The organism is Pseudomonas sp. PA15(2017), from assembly GCF_001945395.1.
Classification (GTDB): domain Bacteria; phylum Pseudomonadota; class Gammaproteobacteria; order Pseudomonadales; family Pseudomonadaceae; genus Aquipseudomonas.
Window position 1 is genome coordinate 26,281 of sequence record NZ_MSXV01000002.1, and the last position, 19,692, is coordinate 45,972.

At 63.8% G+C, this 19,692-nt stretch carries 16 protein-coding genes and 1 riboswitch; of the genes, 9 read left to right on the top strand and 7 right to left on the bottom strand.

All coding sequences use genetic code 11. The features are described from left to right. Positions 1-40: 40 nt before the first annotated feature. The 3 genes from BVH03_RS00480 to BVH03_RS00490 all read left to right on the top strand — a co-directional run bounded on the left by BVH03_RS00480 (position 41) and on the right by BVH03_RS00490 (position 2,837). Entirely contained in the window at positions 41-1,075 is a 1,035-nt protein-coding gene (locus BVH03_RS00480) for a LysM peptidoglycan-binding domain-containing protein (protein WP_075959357.1), read from the top strand. A 68-nt stretch (positions 1,076-1,143) separates the two neighbouring features. Beyond that, the gene (gene dprA / locus BVH03_RS00485) at positions 1,144-2,244 is read left to right on the top strand and encodes a DNA-processing protein DprA (RefSeq protein WP_075959358.1); all 1,101 of its coding nucleotides are present in this window, start codon (positions 1,144-1,146) and stop codon (positions 2,242-2,244) included. 35 nt (positions 2,245-2,279) lie between these two features. Further along, positions 2,280-2,837, top strand: coding sequence for an L-threonylcarbamoyladenylate synthase (locus BVH03_RS00490; protein WP_075959359.1), 558 nt, complete (start codon positions 2,280-2,282; stop codon positions 2,835-2,837). A 569-nt stretch (positions 2,838-3,406) separates the two neighbouring features. Here the strand turns inward: BVH03_RS00490 and BVH03_RS00495 are convergent. Continuing rightward, entirely contained in the window at positions 3,407-4,384 is a 978-nt protein-coding gene (locus BVH03_RS00495; RefSeq protein WP_075959360.1) for an NADPH:quinone reductase, read from the bottom strand. A gap of 196 nt (positions 4,385-4,580) precedes the next feature. Between BVH03_RS00495 and hemF the strand changes: the two genes are divergently transcribed. Together hemF and aroE are read left to right on the top strand one after the other, a co-directional pair. After that, entirely contained in the window at positions 4,581-5,477 is an 897-nt protein-coding gene (gene hemF / locus BVH03_RS00500; protein ID WP_371915325.1) for an oxygen-dependent coproporphyrinogen oxidase, read from the top strand. Between the two features lie 58 nt (positions 5,478-5,535). Continuing rightward, a complete protein-coding gene (gene aroE / locus BVH03_RS00505) occupies positions 5,536-6,360 on the top strand; it encodes a shikimate dehydrogenase (protein ID WP_075959362.1) in 825 nt (274 codons plus the stop codon). Positions 6,361-6,485: 125 nt separating this feature from the next. On the opposite strand, the gene BVH03_RS00510 is transcribed toward aroE, so the two are convergent. From BVH03_RS00510 to cobG, 6 genes are all read right to left on the bottom strand, one after another. Continuing rightward, positions 6,486-6,977 (bottom strand): hypothetical protein, encoded by a 492-nt coding sequence (locus BVH03_RS00510; RefSeq protein ID WP_143485875.1) that lies wholly within the window; start codon positions 6,975-6,977, stop codon positions 6,486-6,488. Positions 6,978-7,105: 128 nt separating this feature from the next. After that, positions 7,106-9,454 (bottom strand): hypothetical protein, encoded by a 2,349-nt coding sequence (locus BVH03_RS00515; protein ID WP_143485876.1) that lies wholly within the window; start codon positions 9,452-9,454, stop codon positions 7,106-7,108. Between the two features lie 244 nt (positions 9,455-9,698). Next, entirely contained in the window at positions 9,699-11,360 is a 1,662-nt protein-coding gene (gene cobJ / locus BVH03_RS00520) for a precorrin-3B C(17)-methyltransferase (RefSeq protein WP_075959365.1), read from the bottom strand. A 153-nt stretch (positions 11,361-11,513) separates the two neighbouring features. Then, positions 11,514-12,266 (bottom strand): precorrin-2 C(20)-methyltransferase, encoded by a 753-nt coding sequence (locus BVH03_RS00525; protein ID WP_075959495.1) that lies wholly within the window; start codon positions 12,264-12,266, stop codon positions 11,514-11,516. Between the two features lie 23 nt (positions 12,267-12,289). After that, complete coding sequence (locus BVH03_RS00530; RefSeq protein WP_075959366.1) at positions 12,290-12,922, bottom strand: precorrin-8X methylmutase; 633 nt, start codon at positions 12,920-12,922, stop codon at positions 12,290-12,292. Beyond that, complete coding sequence (gene cobG, locus BVH03_RS00535) at positions 12,919-14,274, bottom strand: precorrin-3B synthase (RefSeq protein ID WP_075959367.1); 1,356 nt, start codon at positions 14,272-14,274, stop codon at positions 12,919-12,921. Before cobG ends, BVH03_RS00530 begins: the two co-directional genes overlap by 4 nt. A gap of 95 nt (positions 14,275-14,369) precedes the next feature. After that, a riboswitch (cobalamin riboswitch) is annotated at positions 14,370-14,590 on the bottom strand. A gap of 443 nt (positions 14,591-15,033) precedes the next feature. On the opposite strand from cobG, the gene cbiE reads away from it, so the two are divergent. From cbiE to BVH03_RS00555, 4 genes are all read left to right on the top strand, one after another. Beyond that, positions 15,034-16,239, top strand: a complete 1,206-nt coding sequence (gene cbiE / locus BVH03_RS00540; RefSeq protein ID WP_075959368.1) for a precorrin-6y C5,15-methyltransferase (decarboxylating) subunit CbiE — start codon at positions 15,034-15,036, stop codon at positions 16,237-16,239. After that, entirely contained in the window at positions 16,236-16,961 is a 726-nt protein-coding gene (locus BVH03_RS00545) for a cobalt-precorrin-6A reductase (protein ID WP_075959369.1), read from the top strand. The genes cbiE and BVH03_RS00545 overlap by 4 nt, the downstream gene beginning before the upstream one ends. Positions 16,962-17,111: 150 nt before the next feature. Continuing rightward, on the top strand, positions 17,112-17,822 hold the full coding sequence (locus BVH03_RS00550; protein ID WP_075959370.1) for a ferredoxin: 711 nt from the start codon (positions 17,112-17,114) through the stop codon (positions 17,820-17,822). Between the two features lie 82 nt (positions 17,823-17,904). Beyond that, on the top strand, positions 17,905-19,653 hold the full coding sequence (locus BVH03_RS00555) for an ATP-binding protein (RefSeq protein WP_075959371.1): 1,749 nt from the start codon (positions 17,905-17,907) through the stop codon (positions 19,651-19,653). Positions 19,654-19,692 lie beyond the last annotated feature (39 nt).

Genomic DNA, 19,692 nt, shown 5'->3' on the forward strand with positions numbered 1-19,692 from the left:
GGCGCTTCACGCGAAGGCACATCATAAAGGGATTCACCGCATGAGGAAATCACTACTCGCCCTGCTGCTGGTCGGCGCGAGCAGCCTGGCGCAGACCGGGATGGCCGAGGTGCAGCTCAAGGAGGGCCACCCCGACCGCTATACGGTCGTGAAGGGCGATACCCTGTGGGATATCTCTGGCAAGTTTCTGCGCCAGCCCTGGAAGTGGCCGGAGATCTGGCACGCCAACCCGCAGGTCCAGAACCCGCACCTGATCTACCCTGGCGATGTGCTCAGCCTGGTCTACATCGACGGTCAGCCCCGCCTGATGCTGGGCCGCGGTGAATCGCGGGGCACCATCAAGCTGTCGCCGAAGGTGCGCAGCACGCCGATGGCCGAAGCCATCCCGACCATCCCGCTGGAGGCGATCAACAGCTTCCTGCTCAAGAACCGCATCGTTGACTCCCCGGAACAGTTCCAGGGCGCTCCGTACATCGTCGCCGGCAACGCCGAGCGCGTGGTCAGCGGCGCTGGCGACCGCGTCTATGCCCGCGGCAGCTTCGACCCGGCCGCGCCGGTGTACGGCATCTTCCGCCAGGGCAAGACCTACATCGACCCCGAGACCAAGGAGTTTCTGGGCATCAACGCCGATGACATCGGCGGTGGTGAAATCGTCGCCGAGGAGGGGGGCGTAGGTACCGTCAACCTGACCCGCACCACCCAGGAAGTGCGCAACGGCGACCGCCTGTTCCCCACCGAGGAGCGCGCGATCAATTCGACCTTCATGCCCAGCGAGCCGAAAACCGAGATCAAGGGCCTGATCCTCGACGTGCCGCGTGGCGTGAGCCAGATCGGTCAGTTCGACGTGGTCACCCTGAACAAGGGCATCCGCGACGGCCTGGAGATCGGCAACGTGCTGGCCGTTTACAAGACTGGCGAAACCGTACGCGACCGGGTCACCGGCGACTCGGTGAAGATCCCGGACGAGCGCGCCGGCCTGCTGATGGTGTTCCGCACTTACGAGAAGCTCAGCTACGGCATGATCCTCAATGCCTCCAGGCAGCTGGCGGTGATGGACAAGGTACGTAACCCGTAACACCTGCAAGCCCCGCCGATGCGGGGCTTGTGCTATTCGATAGGGCTTTCGATCAAGGATGATCCGCCATGTCGACCTGCCATTCTCCCGCCGAACTCGAAGCCCGCCTGCGCCTGCATTGCCTACCGGAACTGGGGCCCAGGCGCTTCCATAAATTGCTCAGCGCCTTCGACAGTGCGTCGGCCGCACTCAGCGCCCCGGCCAGTGCCTGGCGTTCGCTCGGCCTGCCGCTGGCCTGCAGCGAAGCGCGGCGCAGCCCCGAGATTCGTGAGCGGGCACGCCTGGCCCTCGAGTGGTTGCAGGCGCCCAGCCAGCATCTGGTGATGTGGGACGAACCGGGTTATCCGGCCCTGCTGGCAGAGCTCTCCGACGCGCCGCCGCTGCTGTTCGTGGCGGGCGATCCGGCGCTGCTGGAGCGGCCGCAGTTGGCCATGGTCGGCAGCCGACGCGCCTCGCGGCCAGGACTGGACACTGCCCACAGCTTCGCGCGCAGTCTGGCGCGTGGTGGGTTCGTGGTCACCAGCGGGCTGGCGCTGGGCATCGATGGGGCCGCTCACCAGGGCGCCCTGGATGCCGACGGGCATACCGTGGCGGTGCTCGGCACCGGATTGCAGTGCTTGTACCCGGCGCGCCACAAGCGTCTGGCACGGGACATCGTCGAGCGCGGTGGAGCGCTGGTGTCGGAGTTGCCGCTGGACAGTCCGCCCCAGGCCGCCAACTTCCCTCGCCGTAACAGAATCATTTCGGGTCTTTCGCTGGGCGTTCTGGTGGTCGAGGCCAGCCCGTCGAGCGGCTCGCTGATCACCGCACGTCTGGCCGCCGAGCAGGGCCGCGAGGTGTACGCGATTCCCGGCTCCATTCACCACCCCGGTGCCAAGGGCTGCCACCAGTTGATCCGCGACGGTGCCACGCTGGTGGAAAGCATCGAGCATATTCTCGAAGCCCTGCGCGGTTGGCAGCAGGTGCCCGCGGCCGAGCAGGCCAGCGCCGCACCGCCAACTGCCACCCATCCCTTGCTGGCGTTGTTGTACGCCGCGCCCCACAGCAGCGAAGCCCTGGCCCATGCTGCTGGCTGGCCGCTGCCCGAGGTGCTGGCGGCACTGACCGAGCTGGAGCTCGACGGCCTGGTCGCCTGTGAAGCCGGGCTTTGGGTGGGCCGCAAGGCGTAATACACTGCGCCGAGTGTTTTTCGGCGGAGGTATGCATGGTCACCAGTTGGCAGGTTCAGCAGGCAGCGCGTGTGGTGCGCGCCGGTGGTGTGATCGCCTACCCGACCGAGGCGGTCTGGGGGTTGGGGTGCGACCCGTGGGACGAGATGGCCGTGGATCGGCTCTTGGCGCTGAAAGAGCGGCCCGTGCACAAGGGGCTGATTCTGGTCGCCGATACCATTCGCCAGTTCGACTTCCTGCTCGAAGACCTGCCTGAAGCCTGGCAGGACCGCCTGGCCAGCACCTGGCCCGGCCCGAATACCTGGCTGGTGCCGCACCAGGATCGCCTGCCGCAGTGGATCACCGGTCAGCACGACAGCGTGGCCCTGCGGGTCAGCGATCATCCGCGGGTGCGCGAGCTCTGTGCGCTGACCGGGCCGCTGGTATCGACCTCGGCCAATCCCGCCGGCCGCCCGGCAGCGCGATCGCGGCTGCGGGTCGAGCAGTACTTTCCGCGGCAGCTGGATGCGGTGCTGGGAGGCGCCCTGGGCGGGCGGCGTAATCCCAGTGTGATTCGGGATCTGGTGACCGGCGACTTGCGCAGACCGGCCTGATGCTTGAAGGCAAGAGCAGCCGTTCGGCGGTTGCGTAGGAGTGGCTTTAGCCGCGAGCTCTTTACGTCTTACATGCGATGCGTGAGCTATGGTTTGCCAGCATTATCGCGTTGCTCATACGTCCGGTTCCGCTCTGACGAGCGGGTTTCTTTTGGCATCGCCCCAAAAGAAACCAAAAGGTCTAGCCCCGACATCCGGCCCCAGCGTCGCTGGGGTTCCCTCGCTTCATCATTGTTCCGAGGGCACGCCGCGAAGGGCCATCCCTGGCCCATCGCGGCTCTCGCGGCATCCATGCCGCTCAACCCTCTCCGCAACGATTTCGCTCGGCCTCCTGAAGGGGCGATTGGTGTCGCCTGCCAATTTTATGGCATGAGAAGCACCAAAGAGCAAAGCGGCCGACCGACCGCTCCCGCTACTTTCCGGCCGATAGAGGTAAACCTCTACAAAACGAAAGCAACCGTAGGGTGGATCACGCTTCACCGATCCACCACTGCGCCCGGCCATCCCCAACAAAAGCTCGCCACCTTTCGCGGTAGAGAAAACGCAAAGGCAGCGAATAGCACGCCGACTTACGGCAACAGAATCGTCGACCCCGTGGTCTTGCGCTCGCTGAGCAGCGTCTGGGCGGTGGCGGCGTCGCTGAGCGGGTAGCGCCCGGTGATTTCCACGTCGAGTTTGCCCTTGGCGATCATGCCGAACAGCTCGTCGGCCATCTTCTGCAGGCGTTCGGGTGTGTCGGCGTAGCTGGCCAGGGTCGGGCGGGTGACGTACAGCGAGCCTTTCTGCGCGAGGATGCCCAGGTTGACGCCGGTCACCGCGCCCGAGGCGTTGCCGAAGCTGACCAGCAGGCCGCGTGGCGCCACGCAGTCGAGCGAGGTTTCCCAGGTGTCCTTGCCTACGCCGTCGTAGACCACCGGGCATTTCTTGCCGTCGGTCAGTTCCAGCACGCGCTGGGCGACGTTCTCGTGGCTGTAGTCAATGGTCGCCCAGGCGCCCTTTTGCTTGGCGTACTCGGCCTTCTTCGCCGAGCTGACGGTGCCGATCAGCTTGACGCCCAAGGCCTTGGCCCACTGGCAGGCGAAGGAGCCGACACCGCCCGCTGCAGCGTGGAACAGGATGATGTCGCCGCTCTTCAGGTCGGCGCTCTGGCGCAGCAGATACTGCACGGTCAGGCCCTTGAGCATTACCGCGGCGGCCTGCTCGAAACTGATGACGTCGGGCAGCTTGACCAGCTTGTCCGCCGGCAGCACGTGTAGCTCGCTGTAGCCGCCCAGCGGGCCGGTGGCGTAGGCCACACGGTCGCCGACCTGAAAGCCTTTGACTTCCGAGCCGATGGCGTCGACGAAGCCGGCGCCTTCTGTGCCCAGGCTGGAGGGCAGCGAGGGCGGTGCGTACAGGCCGCTGCGGAAATAGGTGTCGATGAAGTTGAGGCCGATGGCCTGGTTGTGCACACGCACCTCGTGCGGGCCGGGAGCGGCGGGTTGGTAGTCGACGTATTCGAGTACCTCGGGGCCACCGTGGTGGCTGAACTGGATGCGTTTGGCCATCGTCTTGCTCCTGCTTGAAGAGTGAGTGCAATAGACCCCGAGTTACCCACGGGGTTGAAGCGATTTTGCTCAGCGGCTGAACGTCGCACCTCTCCTTGACCGGCGTCAACTGCGGAGCGCGGATACCCGGTGCTATGCTAGCCGCCGATTTCGCCGCAACCAGGGTAAGCCCGTGAGTGACCAGACCGAGGCCGTGATGGCCTACCTGCTCGACCTGCAAGACCGTATCTGCGCCGCCCTGCAAGACGAGGATGGCCAGGCCAGCTTCGTCGAAGACGCCTGGCAGCGTCCGGGCGGCGGTGGCGGGCGTACGCGGGTGATTGGTGACGGTGCGGTGATCGAAAAGGGCGGCGTCAACTTCTCCCACGTGTTCGGCGAAAACCTGCCGCCGTCGGCCAGCGCCCATCGCCCAGAGCTGGCCGGTCGTGGCTTCCAGGCCGTCGGCGTGTCGCTGGTCATCCACCCGCACAACCCGCACGTGCCCACGTCCCACGCCAACGTGCGCTTCTTCAGCGCCGAGAAGGAAGGCGAGGAGCCGGTGTGGTGGTTCGGTGGCGGCTTCGACCTGACGCCCTACTACGGCAGCGAAGAGGACTGCGTGCACTGGCACCGCGTTGCCGAGCAGGCCTGTGCGCCGTTCGGTGCCGACGTCTACCCGCGCTACAAGGGCTGGTGCGACCGCTACTTTCACCTCAAGCACCGCGGCGAGCCACGGGGTATCGGCGGGTTGTTCTTCGACGACCTCAACGAATGGGGTTTCGACACCTGCTTCGCCTTCATCCGCGCCATCGGCGACGCCTATATCGACGCCTACCTGCCCATCGTCCAGCGCCGCAAGGCCACGCCCTACACCCCGGCGCAGCGCGAGTTCCAGGAATACCGCCGCGGCCGCTACGTGGAGTTCAACCTGGTGTTCGACCGCGGCACGCTGTTCGGCCTGCAGTCGGGCGGGCGTACCGAGTCGATCCTCATGTCGCTGCCGCCGCAGGTGCGCTGGGGCTATGACTGGAAGCCGGAACCGGGCAGTGAGGAAGCGCGCCTGACCGAGTATTTCCTGACCGACCGCGACTGGCTCGGCCTGCAGCAGGCTTGAAGCGCGCCGCCAAAAGCTGCAGGCTTGTCGCTTTTGGCTTTTACGTGCGGGAACTTCAATGGATCGCTACGGTGTATTTGGCAACCCCATCGGCCACAGCAAGTCGCCGCTGATCCACCGGCTGTTCGCCGAACAGACCGGCCAGCAGCTCAGCTACGAGGCGCTGCTGGCGCCGCTGGAGGATTTCGAGGGCTATGCCCGCGCTTTCTTCGCTCAGGGCCTGGGCGGCAACGTCACGGTGCCGTTCAAGGAGCAGGCATTCGCCCTGGCCGACAGCCTGACCGAGCGCGCCCGCCGCGCCGGTGCGGTGAATACCCTGAAGAAACTCGACGACGGCAGCCTGCTCGGTGACAACACCGACGGCGCCGGCCTGGTGCGCGACCTGACCGTGAACGCCGGCATCGAGCTGCGCGGCAAGCGCATCCTGCTGCTCGGCGCCGGTGGCGCGGTGCGCGGCATTCTCGAACCCTTCCTGGCGCAGAAGCCGCAAACCCTGGTGATCGCCAACCGCACGGTGGAAAAGGCCGAACGACTGGCCCGCCAGTTCGCCGACCTCGGCCCGGTGGTAGCCAGCGGCTTCGACTGGATCGACGCGCCGGTGGACCTGATCATCAACGGTACCTCGGCCAGCCTGGCCGGCGAGCTGCCGCCGATCTCCGCCAGCCTGATCCAGCCCGGCCATACCTGTTGCTACGACATGATGTACGGCGCCGGCCCCACGGCGTTCAATCGCTGGGCCGCGGAGCAGGGCGCCGCGCGTACTCTCGACGGCCTCGGCATGCTGGTCGAGCAGGCCGTGGAAGCCTTCCACCTGTGGCGCGGTGTGCGCCCGGACAGCGCCCCGGTGCTCGCCGAGCTGCGCCGGCAACTGGCGGTCGGCTGAACTACGCTATGGCATAACCTCGTGCCCCGTGCACCAATTGCTGCTGCCAGGGGTAGGGCCGGTGCTTGTCAGGCTGCTCAAAGCCGTCACACCGATCAGGTGACGATACTCACTCGGTGAGTTGTTTAGCGACATTGCACACCTGGACGCATAGGCAGCAGGGCGAATCGATACACCTTGTTGCCACCGTGGTCCGACGCTCGGCTGTAGCCCTGTTCTCCATAGGGGCAAACCAAGTAGTTGCCGGACGCCATCGCGGTGTTCGAGAGCCCTTTAACCCATAGGCCAATAAGTAGAAAAATGATTGTGACGATAAAGGAAGTCGTTAGAATCACCGCATTGACAGTCCAGGAATAATTTGTAAGTTTTAAGTAAACCAGCAGATGCATCACGGCCACGCCAATAAATACAACAACAATCCCTGCTAAGCCGGGGTTTAAGAAAAAAATTAGCATATTATGCTGGACTAACAAAACCTCATCAGACAAACGATAAAGTTTAATTATGTCATTTAGATATACGCCCAGCATACTGTATAAAATTAACCAAACGACATAGATTAGGAAAATAACCTTAAGCAGCGCAAAACGATTGTTTGCCCTGCGCATATCGATCATAGAGTCCAGTAGTTTTTTATATAGCTTTAGCATAATGATAAGTGAGGTTCTAAGTATTGGGTGGTCGAGATGAGCCTAAAGCTATTCCGGCTATTCCGGCTATTCCGGCTGGATAGGCTAATTTATAATCATAAGATTAAATTTTCTTCGAGCTTCATAAACTCCCAAAATATCTCGGTAAATGGGAGAGCATGAAATTCAATCTCAAAATCAGCGATACCACTCCCCGTTCTATCGCCTTGAAGCGTGTAAGTGGATTTATCGGCTGCACTCATGTCGAGCCTGAGCTCGCCGGCACTGCCAGAGAATGCCTGGTTGGCAATATAATCGAACGCCTGCTTTCCCTCTATATTTAAGTTGGCGTCCATGGCACTAAAGTCCAGCTTGTCTGGCCCAAATTGGGAGCGAAAGCCCAATCCTGGTATATAGTGATAATTGTTAAAATGATTAGCTTCCATCTGCAGCGTAAAACCATGAACAAATTTTATGATGACCTCACCGCCAGGCATTGCAAAGTCATTGTCGTAAAATTTAATAGTATTGCTGCCACCGTGAAGCACAAAGGTATCATAACCATATCCACCAGTCATGGTGTGTCCGCCAAGCCAGTGACCGACCAGGAAATCATCATGGGAAGAGCCAATAACAAGATCAATATTTTTATAAATGCCTGATGAATAGTAATCAGCGGCGGTATCAAGCTCTTGAAACTCGCGCCCTGGCTTATTTCTAATTATGGTTTCGTCCAGAAAAGCTGGAGACATGGACTCCCTTTTCAGCGCTTGAAGGCGTTGATCGAGGTAGTCATTACGCTCGAGGAAGACGTGGACGTCTTGTTGAACAGCTGAAAAATCTAAGACATTGTAGCCCGCTCCCCCCGTAACTATATTTTGTGGTGTTGTATGGTCCCAGCCGTCAAGCTGCCAATCTTCTTGGATTAAGAACCAATTCAGCCCGTCACCGCCTGTCATTCTGCTATATTCGGCGCCAGCGCTATTGAATAAGTAAGCCTCCTTTCCGGTTGCGATAAATTCATGGTACCCGTCGGCCAGCAGGCTTTGCTCCGCCATTGTGACGACTGTAGGTGCGGCGCTGCTAATTGCCTGATCAACCTGCGCTTCAATGGAAAAGCGCTCATTTTGTAGCAAGGAGGTTCTCGCCTCGGTTACAAACTCACTAATCATCTGTTCGGCGATCGGATAGGCCTGCGGGGTTTGTTGAATCTGCATCAAGGCTTGATAAACCTGATACCCCGTTAACACTTGGGGCTCAGGCTCCCCGTCAACAATATTGGGAGTCAGCCCAAGAGTCTTGGATAAGAAGCTGTTTATTTTTCCTTGCGCTCCGTACCACTCAAGCCCAATAGAAAATAATAGGCCCGCCGCTAGCACGGCAGGTATTCCGAGTGCCCCAGCAGCGACAGCCACCCCGGCGCCCATTGCAAGCATCGCAGCCTGAGTACCCATCGCCACATAGGGCGAAATGCCCTGATCGATATCGTTGCTGACGGCGCTTCCCGCCAGGGCAACCTGTGCGATTATAGTGTTTTTAAGAGCAACGTTCTTAATGGCGGTGTATTCGGCTTGGCTCAGGGTGGTGCGGGTCATATCGGCAATCAGGCCCGGCAGTGCTGCGGCCGTCGGCACAAAGAAGTTCATCGCTCCCGCCGCGATATAGTTATCGCTTCCGGGCGCTATATAGTGAGGGCTGTGCGGGTGACTTTTATGCTGGTGGAGGGTTTCGCTTTGCCGGGTGATGGCGATTATTACCTCGCTCGACATAGCGCCCTGTGCCCAGTGAAATCCAGTACTGTTACCGCCGCTGTGATCAACCGGAAGATCGTCGTGAGGTGTGGTTAGCGTCGGTTCTATTTCTGCCTGACCGGTATCGAGCTGGGTGCGTAAATTCTCAACTTGGTGGTTAAGAGAGTTGATTTCCTCAGTCAGGTAACGTGCGTCATAAGCAGCCTCTCGTGAGGCGTGCCACATAGCCATCGCACTCTCAGCCGCGATGCCTTGCTGCATGACCAATTCAGTCATTCTTTCAGTGAAGTCGCTTCTACTTTTACTGGAAAAGTCAGACTGATAAAAACTATTAGCTTGGCTTTGTTGAGCGGCGAGATCAGCGATTTTTTGGTTAATCGAGGCTTCGTGGGAAATAATCGCCCGAGATAGGTTATCGGTCGATTGAGGTTCGGCACTCGCTTGGGCAGCCTCAAGTTCGCGCTTTAGGGAACTAACGAGGTTATTGATTTTTTCTAAGTATTCTTTTTCACTTGTGTCAATAGATCGTTCGTAGTCGTCTCCATACCGAATATCAAATAGCTCGTCGCTGCTAAGCTGAAAGAAGAAGTGGGGGAAACTGCCAGTAGGACTATTAACAAGACGTAGATTAAGCCCGCTAAACTCATCTTGGGCAAGGGGCTGTGCTCCAATAAAAGTTGGCCCGATATGCATAACTCCAGATCGATTAGACATACCTAGCTCTCCATAGCATTCAGTTTTTCGATGTTTGACAGTATGCGGCAGCGCTGCAATAAGTACGAGAACCGGCTTCCACTGACGCACCAAGCCGTGGGTAGGCTTTCCGGTGGATTTGCGCCTGCTCTATTTATAAGACGTTTGGGCAAAAGATTTTCAGTAAAGGCGATGCGGTGATGGTCAACGTGGGCCGTCGGCACGCTGGGGTGGCAACCTGTGGATAAGCTTGTGCTATAGGCAATTAGCCGTTTTGTGGATAACTGCGCGGCGTGTACACCCACTCGCCGCCGTCGCCACGGGGCAAGCGCCGGGTCTGGCTGGAGCCGATGATCACCAGGGTGCGCATGTCGACCATCTCCGGGGTCAGCTCGCCTAGGCTGACCACCCGCAGCGCTTCGGCCGGGCGGCCGATGTCGCGGCCCAGTACCACCACGGTGTCCGGCGTGCGATGGGTGTGGACGATTTCCAGGGCGCGGCCGAGTTGCCAGGGGCGCGCCTTGGAGATCGGGTTGTAGAAAGCCATGGCCAGGTCGGCGGCGCCGGCGTGGTCGAGACGGCTTTCGATCACCGCCCAGGGCTTGAGGTTGTCCGACAGGGAGATCAGGCAGAAATCATGGCCCAGCGGTGCGCCGGCCTTGGCAGCGGTGGCCAGGGCCGCGGAGACGCCGGGCAGCACTTGCAGCTCGACGGCGTGCCAGTCGGCGGGTGCCGCACTTTCTTCCAGCGCTTCCAGCACCGCCGCCGCCATGGCGAACACGCCGGGGTCGCCAGAGGAAACAACCACCACGCGGCGGCCGCTGGCGGCCAGCTCGAAGGCATGCCGCGCGCGCTGCAGCTCTTCGCGATTGTCGCTGCAATGGCGCACCTGATCGTCGCGTAGCGGTTCGGCCATGCGTACGTAGGTTTCGTAACCGAGCAGGTCCTGGGCTTCGTCCAGGGCACGGCGTACGGCGGGTGTCAGGTGCTCCGCCGCGCCCGGGCCTAGGCCGATCACGCTCAGGCGCCCGCGCGGGCGGCCGATGGCCTGGGCGGCGTCCGGCGACTGCGCCTGCAGCACCTGCAGGCCGTCGAGCTGCGCGATGGCCGCCGGCAGCGTGGTATAGGGCGTGATGAAGCGCAGCGCCACGTTCAGTTCACGGGCCGCGTTGGCCAGCGCCTTGTCGGTCATCAGCGTTGCCGGTGCGAGCAGGGCGGCCAGGGCCTTGGCCGCCAGGCCCGAGTGCTCGAGCAACTGGTGGACACGCGCCGGCAGACCTTCCGAGCCCTCGACACGCACCAGCAGGCTGCGCGGGTGGATCAGCAACTCGTCGGGCCGGGCGGCGCGTTGCAGGGGCGTAATGTGCAGCGTGCGGCGACCATCCTCGGCCAGCGGCAGTTTGCTTTGATCCAGCCAGGGTGCATCACCGTCGATGCGCAGGTTTTCGCCCCCGAGCAGGTCGGAAACGAAGCGCTTGCCCTGTTCCAGATCGGCCAGGACGTAGCCGCTCGGCGGGTCGAGCAGGCAGGTGCCGAAGCGCAGTTCACCGCTGGTGGTTATCGCCGCGCTGACCTGCAGGCGCATAGCGATCTCCCGTGCCATGCGGTTGACGCCACCCAGGCCGCCCAGCAGCGGCACCACGGCGCTGCCGTCTTCGGCCACCGCCAGTACCGGCGGCTCGGCGCCCTTGCTGGCCAACTGCGGCGCCAGGCTGCGAATGACGATGCCAGCGGCGCACAGGGCGATGATCGGCGTGCCACTGCGATACAGGCCGCGCAGGGTGTCGCCGAAGTCGTCATAAGCCGCATCGGCCTCGACCCGATCACGCAGACCGTGAATCACTGCCTGTGGATAAAGCGCCTGGATGCGCCGGGCGGTGGCCAGGGCGGAGGGGCCGAGGATGACAAGGGCGGGGGAGGAAGTCATTGAAGTTTCACTGTTCATGGCGGGTACGCTGCATGTAGCGGTGAAGTAGAGCCTGTTGGCGCTGCGACCCCGCAGGGGGCAACGCGCAAACGGTGTGGCAGCCACCATCGATTCGCCCCGCGGTCGGGGCTTCGACATGACCGTCGTGTTCGCTCAACCGCGCCACTTGATGCCCGGCACCACGATCATCGAAAAATACGGCGAAGCCATCGGCTCGACGTCATCGAGCGGCACGATGCGCTGGTTGGCCATGGTCGCGCGTTCCACGTAATGGGCGCGGTCGTGCAGGCCAAGTTCCTGCAGCACGCGGCGCACCTTCTCGAAGTTGCGCCCCAGCTTCATCACCACGGCGGCTTCGGCGTTACGCAGGCGCTCGCGCAGCTCGTCTTCGGGCAGCACGCCGGAGAGCACCGACAAGCTCTGGTTGCGGTACACCAGCGGCACGCCGAGCACCGCGGCGCTGCCCAGCATCGAGCAGACGCCCGGGATCACCTCGGCCTCGTAGCGCTCGGCCAGGCGGTCGTGCAGGTACATGTAGGAGCCGTAGAAGAACGGGTCGCCCTCGCAGATCACCGCCACGTCGCGACCGGCGTCCAGGTGTTCGGCGATCTGCACCGCGCAGGTGTCGTAGAAGTCGCTGATCACGCCTTCGTAGGTCAGTGGCGGTTCGAGTTTTTCGGTGGTCACCGGGTAGACCAGTGGCAGGCGCTGCTGGCCGTCTTCCAGGTGCGCCTCGATGATGCCGAAGGCGTTGCCGCCCTGGCCGACGTTGGCCTTGGCCTTGGCCACGAAATAGCCGACCACCGGTGCCGATTTCAGCAAACGCAGGGCTTTGAGGGTGATCAGCTCCGGATCGCCGGGGCCCACGCCCAGGCCGAGCAGGCGGCCCTTGCCGGGGCGGTCCATACCGGGGCGACTCATACCGCTCATCACTCGACCTCCGTGGCCAGGGCGTTGATCGCCGCGGCGGCCATGGCGCTGCCGCCGCGGCGGCCCTGGACAATCACGTAGGGCACACCGTGTTCGGCGTAGGTGGCGGCAAGCAGGTCCTTGGATTCGGCAGCGCCGACGAAACCCACCGGGAAACCGAGGATCAGCGCCGGCTTGGGTGCGCCGGCGGCGAGCATGTCGAGCAGGTAGAACAGCGCGGTCGGCGCATTGCCGATTACCACGACGGAGCCTTCCAGATGTTCGCGCCAGTGTTCCAGGGCCACCGCCGAGCGGGTATTGCCGAGCTGCTTGGCCAGCTCTGGTACGCCGGCATCGTTGAGGGTGCAGATCACCGGGTTGGCGGCCTGCAGCCGTGCCCGAGTCACGCCCTCGGCGACCATGCGTGCATCACAGAGAATCGCAGCGCCTCCGGCCAGCGCTTCACGCCCGGCTTTGCCGGCACCCGGCGAGAAGCGCAGATCCTGCACCACGTCGACCATGCCGCAGGCGTGGATGACCCGCACCGCAAGCTTCTCCAGATCCGCCGGAATGGCGCTCAGGTCGGCCTCGGCACGGATGATGGCGAAGGAGTTGCGATAGATCTCCTGACCATCGCGGATGTAATCGGTCATCGGGTGAAACTCCGGGTAGCGGTGAGCGAGGCGAGCAAGGCGCCGGCTTCGTCAGGTGTCAGGTGATGGCCCAGCAACTGGCCGAAGCCGTTGCCGAGGGGCTGGCGGGCGAACAGGTCGTAGCGACCTTCGGCCACGGCCAGCAGGGTGAAGGGTGCGCGGTGGGCGGCGGCGCAGGAGCGGCTGCAGCCACTCAGGTGAATGCCCGGTCGTTCACTACCGGCGGGCAACCGTTCGGCCAGACGCAGGGCATCGGCCTTGGTGTCGGCCATCCCCTTGGCGCAGCCGCTGGCGCCGGTGCAGGCAATGATTCGCGCCAGCGGCGCGGCGGCATCGGTCAGCAAACCAAGCCCTTGCAGGCTGTGGATAACCTCATCGGCCGCGGCTTTGGGAATATTCGGCAGCAGCACGCTTTGCCAAGGCGTCAGGCGCAGGCTGCCATCGCCATGGCGGCGGCCGAGGGCTGCGAGGCCGAGCAGTTGTTCGGCCGCCAGCCGACCAAGGGCAGGGCTGGCGCCGATATGCACGAGACCGGGCTGGTACTGCTCATGGATGCCGAGATGGGCATTGGCTTGCGGCGGCGCCCGGTGCCAGTCACCTGCCGGTAGCAGCGCGCTGCCCAGGCGCAATTGCAGCAGGTGCAGCAGCTCGGCAGGCGCATGGTTCTCCAGCAGATGACGCATGCGGGTCTGCTCGGGTGTGGCCAGCTCGAGAAACAGTTCGAGCAGGGCAATCACCAGCTCATGGGCCGCGGCCTGTGGCACGACAGCCAGCGCGGGTGCATCGTCTGCCGTCGTGGGCGGGCAGCCGGCCAGACCGAAGGCGTAGCCGATGCCATCTCCCAGAGGCACGGCACTGAGCCAGATATCGTGAGGGTGTTCGAGCATCGCCAGGCGCTCGCCGCCGTCCAGCAGCAGGGCGAACTTCGCTGACAGTGCATGCAGGCGCGGCGTGTTCTCCAGGGTCGCCAGCAACTGCATGGCCAGTGGCGAGATATCCACAAGCGCCTGCGGGTCGAGGCCGGCTGCCGGGCTGACCATCAGGTTGCGCACATCATCGGCGCCGGGCGAGCGCGGGCCCAGGCCGGCGTCCAGCAGTTCGCTTATCAGCGCATCTTCACAGCCGGCGCGGATGCCACGAATCTGCACGTTGCCGCGGTTGGTGGCCTCGATCACCCTGCCGGCATGGCGCTGGGCGGCTCTGGCAATGCGTTCGGCCTGCTCGGCTTCGAGGCGCCCGCAGGGCAGCTTGATGCGGCAGATGCCGCCATCCTTCGCCTGCACGATACGCAGCAACCCCGGGCAGGCCGAGGGACGAACAGATAGCGATGGCGTGTGAGCGGGCTGTTTCAACGGATCACCGGAGTCGGGTCACATGGGCATCCGTTCGAGGATAGGCCAGAGAAAGGTCAGTTTCTCTCACCGGGACACCCCGCCCGGTGTGGGCGCATGCGACTGAATCGGTCGGCAGGTCTCCTGGCTCGCAGGTCATGGCGCCTGGCCGGCCTTCCCGGTTTCCCAGTGGCGATTGGCAAGGCGCTCGCTGCAACAGTTGCGGGGGCAGCCACGGCGGAAAACCTGCCCGATATCGAACAGATTTTCTCGTGTTCCCTCTTAGGCCGCATTGGCTCACATGTAGCCGCTGGGCACCGACAGAGGCGCTATTATGCCCGCTTTGCCCGCCGGGATGAAAAGCCACGTCGTCGGATCGCACAGTGGCATGGCGGCGATGTGGTGATGGCAGTCGCTGTGGAGATGGCTTTCGTGGGAGGAGTCGAGCGGTGATCCGCTTTAGAATCTGTTCGCGATCTTTCAGTCCAGGCTCGCCGACTTTGGCAGTTGAGTGGTGCTGGCTGACGGCAGATCGCTCCTTGTGGGAACGGGCCATGCCCGTGATTTCGCGGGCATGGCCCGCTCCCACAGGTACTGCATCAATGGCTGCTCATGCCTTGTAGTTGCCGCTTCATGCGCAAAAGATCTTGAAGGTGCGGGCTCTTTGCACCGAGATAAAAGCTCGTGGCCAAAGCGGATCGCTGCCCGGGCACTCCTATGGATTATGCGAATGGCCATTTCACCGATCCACTGCTGGCTACCAATGATGAGGACTGAGAAATGACACCCTGGCTGACCGTCGTGGGCATTGGTGAAGATGGCTACGCCGGCCTCGGCAAGACGGCTCGGCATGCATTGCTGGCGGCCGAGCTGGTGGTCGGCAGCGAGCGCCAGCTGGCGCTGCTGCCCCATTGCATCCGCGCCGCACGGTTGCCCTGGCCGAAGCCGTTTTCCCTGACGCCGGTGCTCGAGCGCCGCGGGGCGCCGGTCTGTGTGCTGGCCAGCGGTGACCCGATGTTCTTCGGTGTCGGCGCCAGCCTGGCCCGCGAGCTGGCGCCGGACGAGCTGCGCATCCTGCCAGCGCCATCGTCGGTGTCCCTGGCCGCGGCCCGTCTGGGCTGGCCGCTGCAGAGCACCGCCGTCGTATCGCTGGTCGCCCGTCCGCTGGCAGCGCTGCAGGCGCAAATCCACGCCGGCGTGCGCCTGCTGGTGTTGAGCAACGATGGCGATAGCCCGGCAGCCATCGCCGACCTGCTGCGCGAACGGGGTTTCGGCCCCAGCCGGCTTAGCGTCTTCGAGCATCTGGGTGGCGAGCGCGAGCGGCGCATCGATGGGTTGGCCGATGGCTGGTCGCTGGAGCGCGCAGCGGATCTCAATCTGGTGGCCATCGAGTGCCTGGCCGGTGAAGGCGCCTGCTGCCTGCCGTTGACCCCCGGCCTGCCCGATGACGCCTATCGCCACGACGGCCAACTGACCAAGCGAGATGTGCGGGCCCTTACCCTGTCGCGGCTGGCACCGTCACCGGGCGAGCTGCTCTGGGATGTCGGCGCCGGCTGCGGTTCCATCGGTATCGAATGGCTGCGCGCCCACCCCAGCTGCCGCGCCATCGCCATCGAGTCGGACGAAGGGCGCCAGGCACATATCGCCCATAACCGTGACGCCCTCGGCGTACCCAGCCTGCAACTGGTGGCCGGGCGGGCGCCCGAGGCGCTGGACGGGTTGGCTGCACCGGATGCGATCTTTATCGGCGGCGGCGTCACCGTGCCCGGCGTGCTGCAGCGCTGCTGGCAGGCACTCAAGCCCGGCGGTCGGCTGGTGGCCAATGCCGTGACCTTGCAGAGCGAGGCGGCGCTGATCGCCTTTCGCGGCGAACACGGTGGCGAGCTGACCCGCATCGAGGTGGCCCAGGCCAAGCCGTTGGGCGGCTTCGACACCTGGCGCGGCGCGCTGCCGATCACCCTGCTCGACGTCAGCAAGCCGCGATGAGCCGCATCCTGTTGCTTGGCGGGATCGGCGAAGCGCTGGATCTTGCCCGTCGCCTCGGCCCTGGGCACGTCTACAGCCTCGCCGGGTTGGGCAAGGTGCCCGAGGATCTGACCTGCCAGGTGCGCGTCGGCGGCTTCGGTGGTGCCGAGGGGCTGGCCGAGTTTATCCACAGGGAAGGCATCACGCTGCTGGTCGACGCCACTCACCCCTATGCCGCACAGATCAGCCATAACGCGGCACGCGCTGCTCGGCAGGCCGGCGTTCCCTGCTGGGCGCTACGGCGTCCGGGCTGGACGGCATCGCCGGGTGATGATTGGCGCGAGGTGTTCGACTGGCCTTCGCTGATCGCCGCCCTGGTGCCTTTCCGGCGCCCGCTGTTCACCTTGGGGCGCGAGCCGCTGGAGCATCTGCACGAGATTCCCGCCCATCAGCACTGGACGGTACGTTGCCTGCAAGGCCAGCCGGCCAGTGAGCGGGCCGAGGTGATCGGTGCCCGCGGGCCGTTCAGCCTGGAGGACGAGCGCGCGCTGTTCGCGCGGCTGAACTGCGACGTGCTGGTCAGCAAGAACAGTGGCAGCGCGGCCACCGAGTACAAGCTGCAGGTCGCCCGCGAACGTGGCGTGCCGGTGCTGGTGTTGCAGCGACCGGCGTTGCCGGCGGTGGACCGTGAGTTCGCCGAGCCTGAGGCCCTGTGGCAAGAATTGCAGGTAACCATCCCGTAGCCCGCGGTAGAGCGCAGCGAAACCCGGGGAGCCATTTCGATAGATGCGCGAATCCAGAAGCCTTCCTGGATATCGCTTCGCTCGACCCAGGCTACGAAACCTGTCCGCGCCAGCGCTGTTAAACTGCCGCACTTTTTGCGGAGCCCGCCCATGACTGTCACGCCTTATGCCCAGGTATTGTTCGCCGGCCCCGATCTGCTCGCCGGTTCCTTCGCCGAGCTGTTTCGCGCTCGGCTGGTCGAGCTGCGGGGCGAAGCGGCGCTGGCCGATATCGTCGACACCGGTGCGGGCTACGACGGCCTCTGGCAGCGCGTGGGCGAGGGCAGCGGCACCTGCCTGGTGATCGACCTGGAGCCACAGAGCAGCAGCCAGCATGTCGACTGGCTACGCAGTGAATTGGCGGCCAAGACCGATCCCCAGCGCATCTTCGTCACCAGCCTGTTCGGCCAGCTCGATGCCGACGCGGCTGGCGCTGCCTGCGCGCTGATCGATCGCCCGCAATTGCACCTCGGCTGCGTCGACGTGCCGGAACTGCCAGGCAGCCACGCCTGGTCGAAAATCCCCGCCCACCAATACCGCGTGCTGCTCTGCAACGGCCCGCGCTGCACTCGGCGCGGTGCGCTGCCGCTGTGGAAAAAGCTGCGCGAACAGGTCAAGGCCGCCGGCAAGCTGGAGTGCGAAGGCGGTGTGCACATCACTCGCACGCAGTGCCAGTTCCCCTGCGATCAGGGCCCGACCCTGACGGTTTATCCACAGGGGCACTGGTATCAGGTGCGCAGCGAGGCGGACGTGGTGCGCCTGGTCGACGAGCAATTGGTTGCCGGTCGCGCGGTGCCCGAGTTGATGATGGCGCGGCCCTGACCCGGGCTGGCGCCGGCGGCATCTTCCCGGCGCAAGCATGTTTCGGGCTAACATGCCGGCATCATAAGAATTCGAGTCATGCATGACCGCCCTGTTTCTGCGCTATCGCATCGTTGCCATCGTGTTGCTGGTGATCGTCGGCCTGGCCGTCAGCCTGTGGCTGGCCAGCCGCTACGCCGAGCAGCGGGCCTGGGAGGACCGCAGCAGCGAGGCCCACGGCCAGTTGCAGCTCTATGCGCAATCGATCCAGACCCTGGTCGACCGCTTTCGCTCGGTGCCGCAACTGCTGTCGATGGACGGCGACATCCAGGCCTTGCTGCACGCACCGGATGATCCGCAACTGCGCGACAAGCTCAATCGCCGTTTCGAGATGCTCAACACCGCCGCTGGCGCCAGCGTGCTCTACCTGATCGACCGCCGCGGCCATACCCTGGCGGCCAGCAACTGGAACGAGTGGAGCAGCTTCGTCGGTAGCAACTACGGCTTTCGCCCCTATTTCCAGGATGCCCTGCACCGCACCGCCGGCCGCTATTTCGCGGTTGGTGTGACCACCGGCGTGCCTGGCTACTTTCTTTCCCATGCGGTGTACGACGACAACGGCGCGGTGATCGGCGTGCTGGTGGTCAAGCTCGAACTCGAGGAGCTGCAGCGCGAATGGGTCGGCCAGCCCGGTGTACTGCTGGTGGCCGACAGCTATGGCGTGGTGATTCTCAGCAGCCGGCCGGCCTGGCGTTTCCTGGCGCTGGAGGAGCTCGACGAGCTGGATCACGCCGAGCTGGTGGAAGTGCGCAAGTATGCCGAGCGCCCGTTGGAGGTGCTGTCCACCGAGCCTGGCCCGTACTTCGAGGGCAATGCCGACTGGATGAACATCGACGGTCCCGATGGCCGACAGAGCTACCTCTGGCAACGCCAAGAGCTGAGCAGCGAGCAATGGACGCTGCACCTGCTGATCGAGGAAAGCAGCCTGGGCGACACCGCGCGCAGCTATCGCCTGGCCGCCGCCGGCGTATGGCTGACCCTGGTATTCCTGGTGCTGTTCCTGCTGCAACGGCGCAAGAACCAGCGCCTGCAGGCCAGCATTCGCGAGAACCTCGAGCGTGAGGTAACGCTGCGTACCGCCGAGCTGCGCGAGGCCCAGGAAGGCCTGGTGCATGCGGCGAAGATGGCTGCGCTGGGGCAGATGTCGGCGGCCATGGCGCACGAGATCAACCAGCCGCTGACGGCCATCCAGATGCACCTGGGCAGCCTCGGTCTGCTGCTCGATAACGGCCGCGAAGCGGACGTACGCGCCGGCCTGACGCGCATCGACGGCCTGCTGCAACGCATGGCCAGCCTGACGAGTCACCTGAAGACCTTTGCCCGCAAGAGCCCGGCCGGGCTCAACGAACGGCTGCTGCTCAGCGACGTGCTGGAACAGGCATTGCTGCTGCTGGCGCCACGGCTGCGCAGCGAGCAGGCCGAATTACGCCGTGAGATTCGCAGCGAGGCGCGGGTCTCCGGCGATGCCATCCGCCTCGAGCAAGTGGTACTCAACCTGCTCAACAACGCCCTGGACGCCATGGTCGACAGCCCGCGACGTCTGCTCGGCGCCGTGATCGAAGTGCAGGGCGACAGCTGCGTGCTGCAGGTCAGTGACACGGGCGGCGGTATCCCCGAGGAGCACCTGGGCAACGTTTTCGAGCCGTTTTTCACCACCAAGCCGGTGGGCGAGGGGCTGGGACTTGGCCTGGCGATCTCCTACGGCATCGTGCGCGACCTGGGCGGCAGCCTGGAGGCTCGCAATGGCCCGGACGGCGCGCTCTTCATCCTGCGCCTGCCGCGCGCCGGGTGAGCAGGGCGGGTTTGGCATTTCGTGTAACGACCCGGCAGG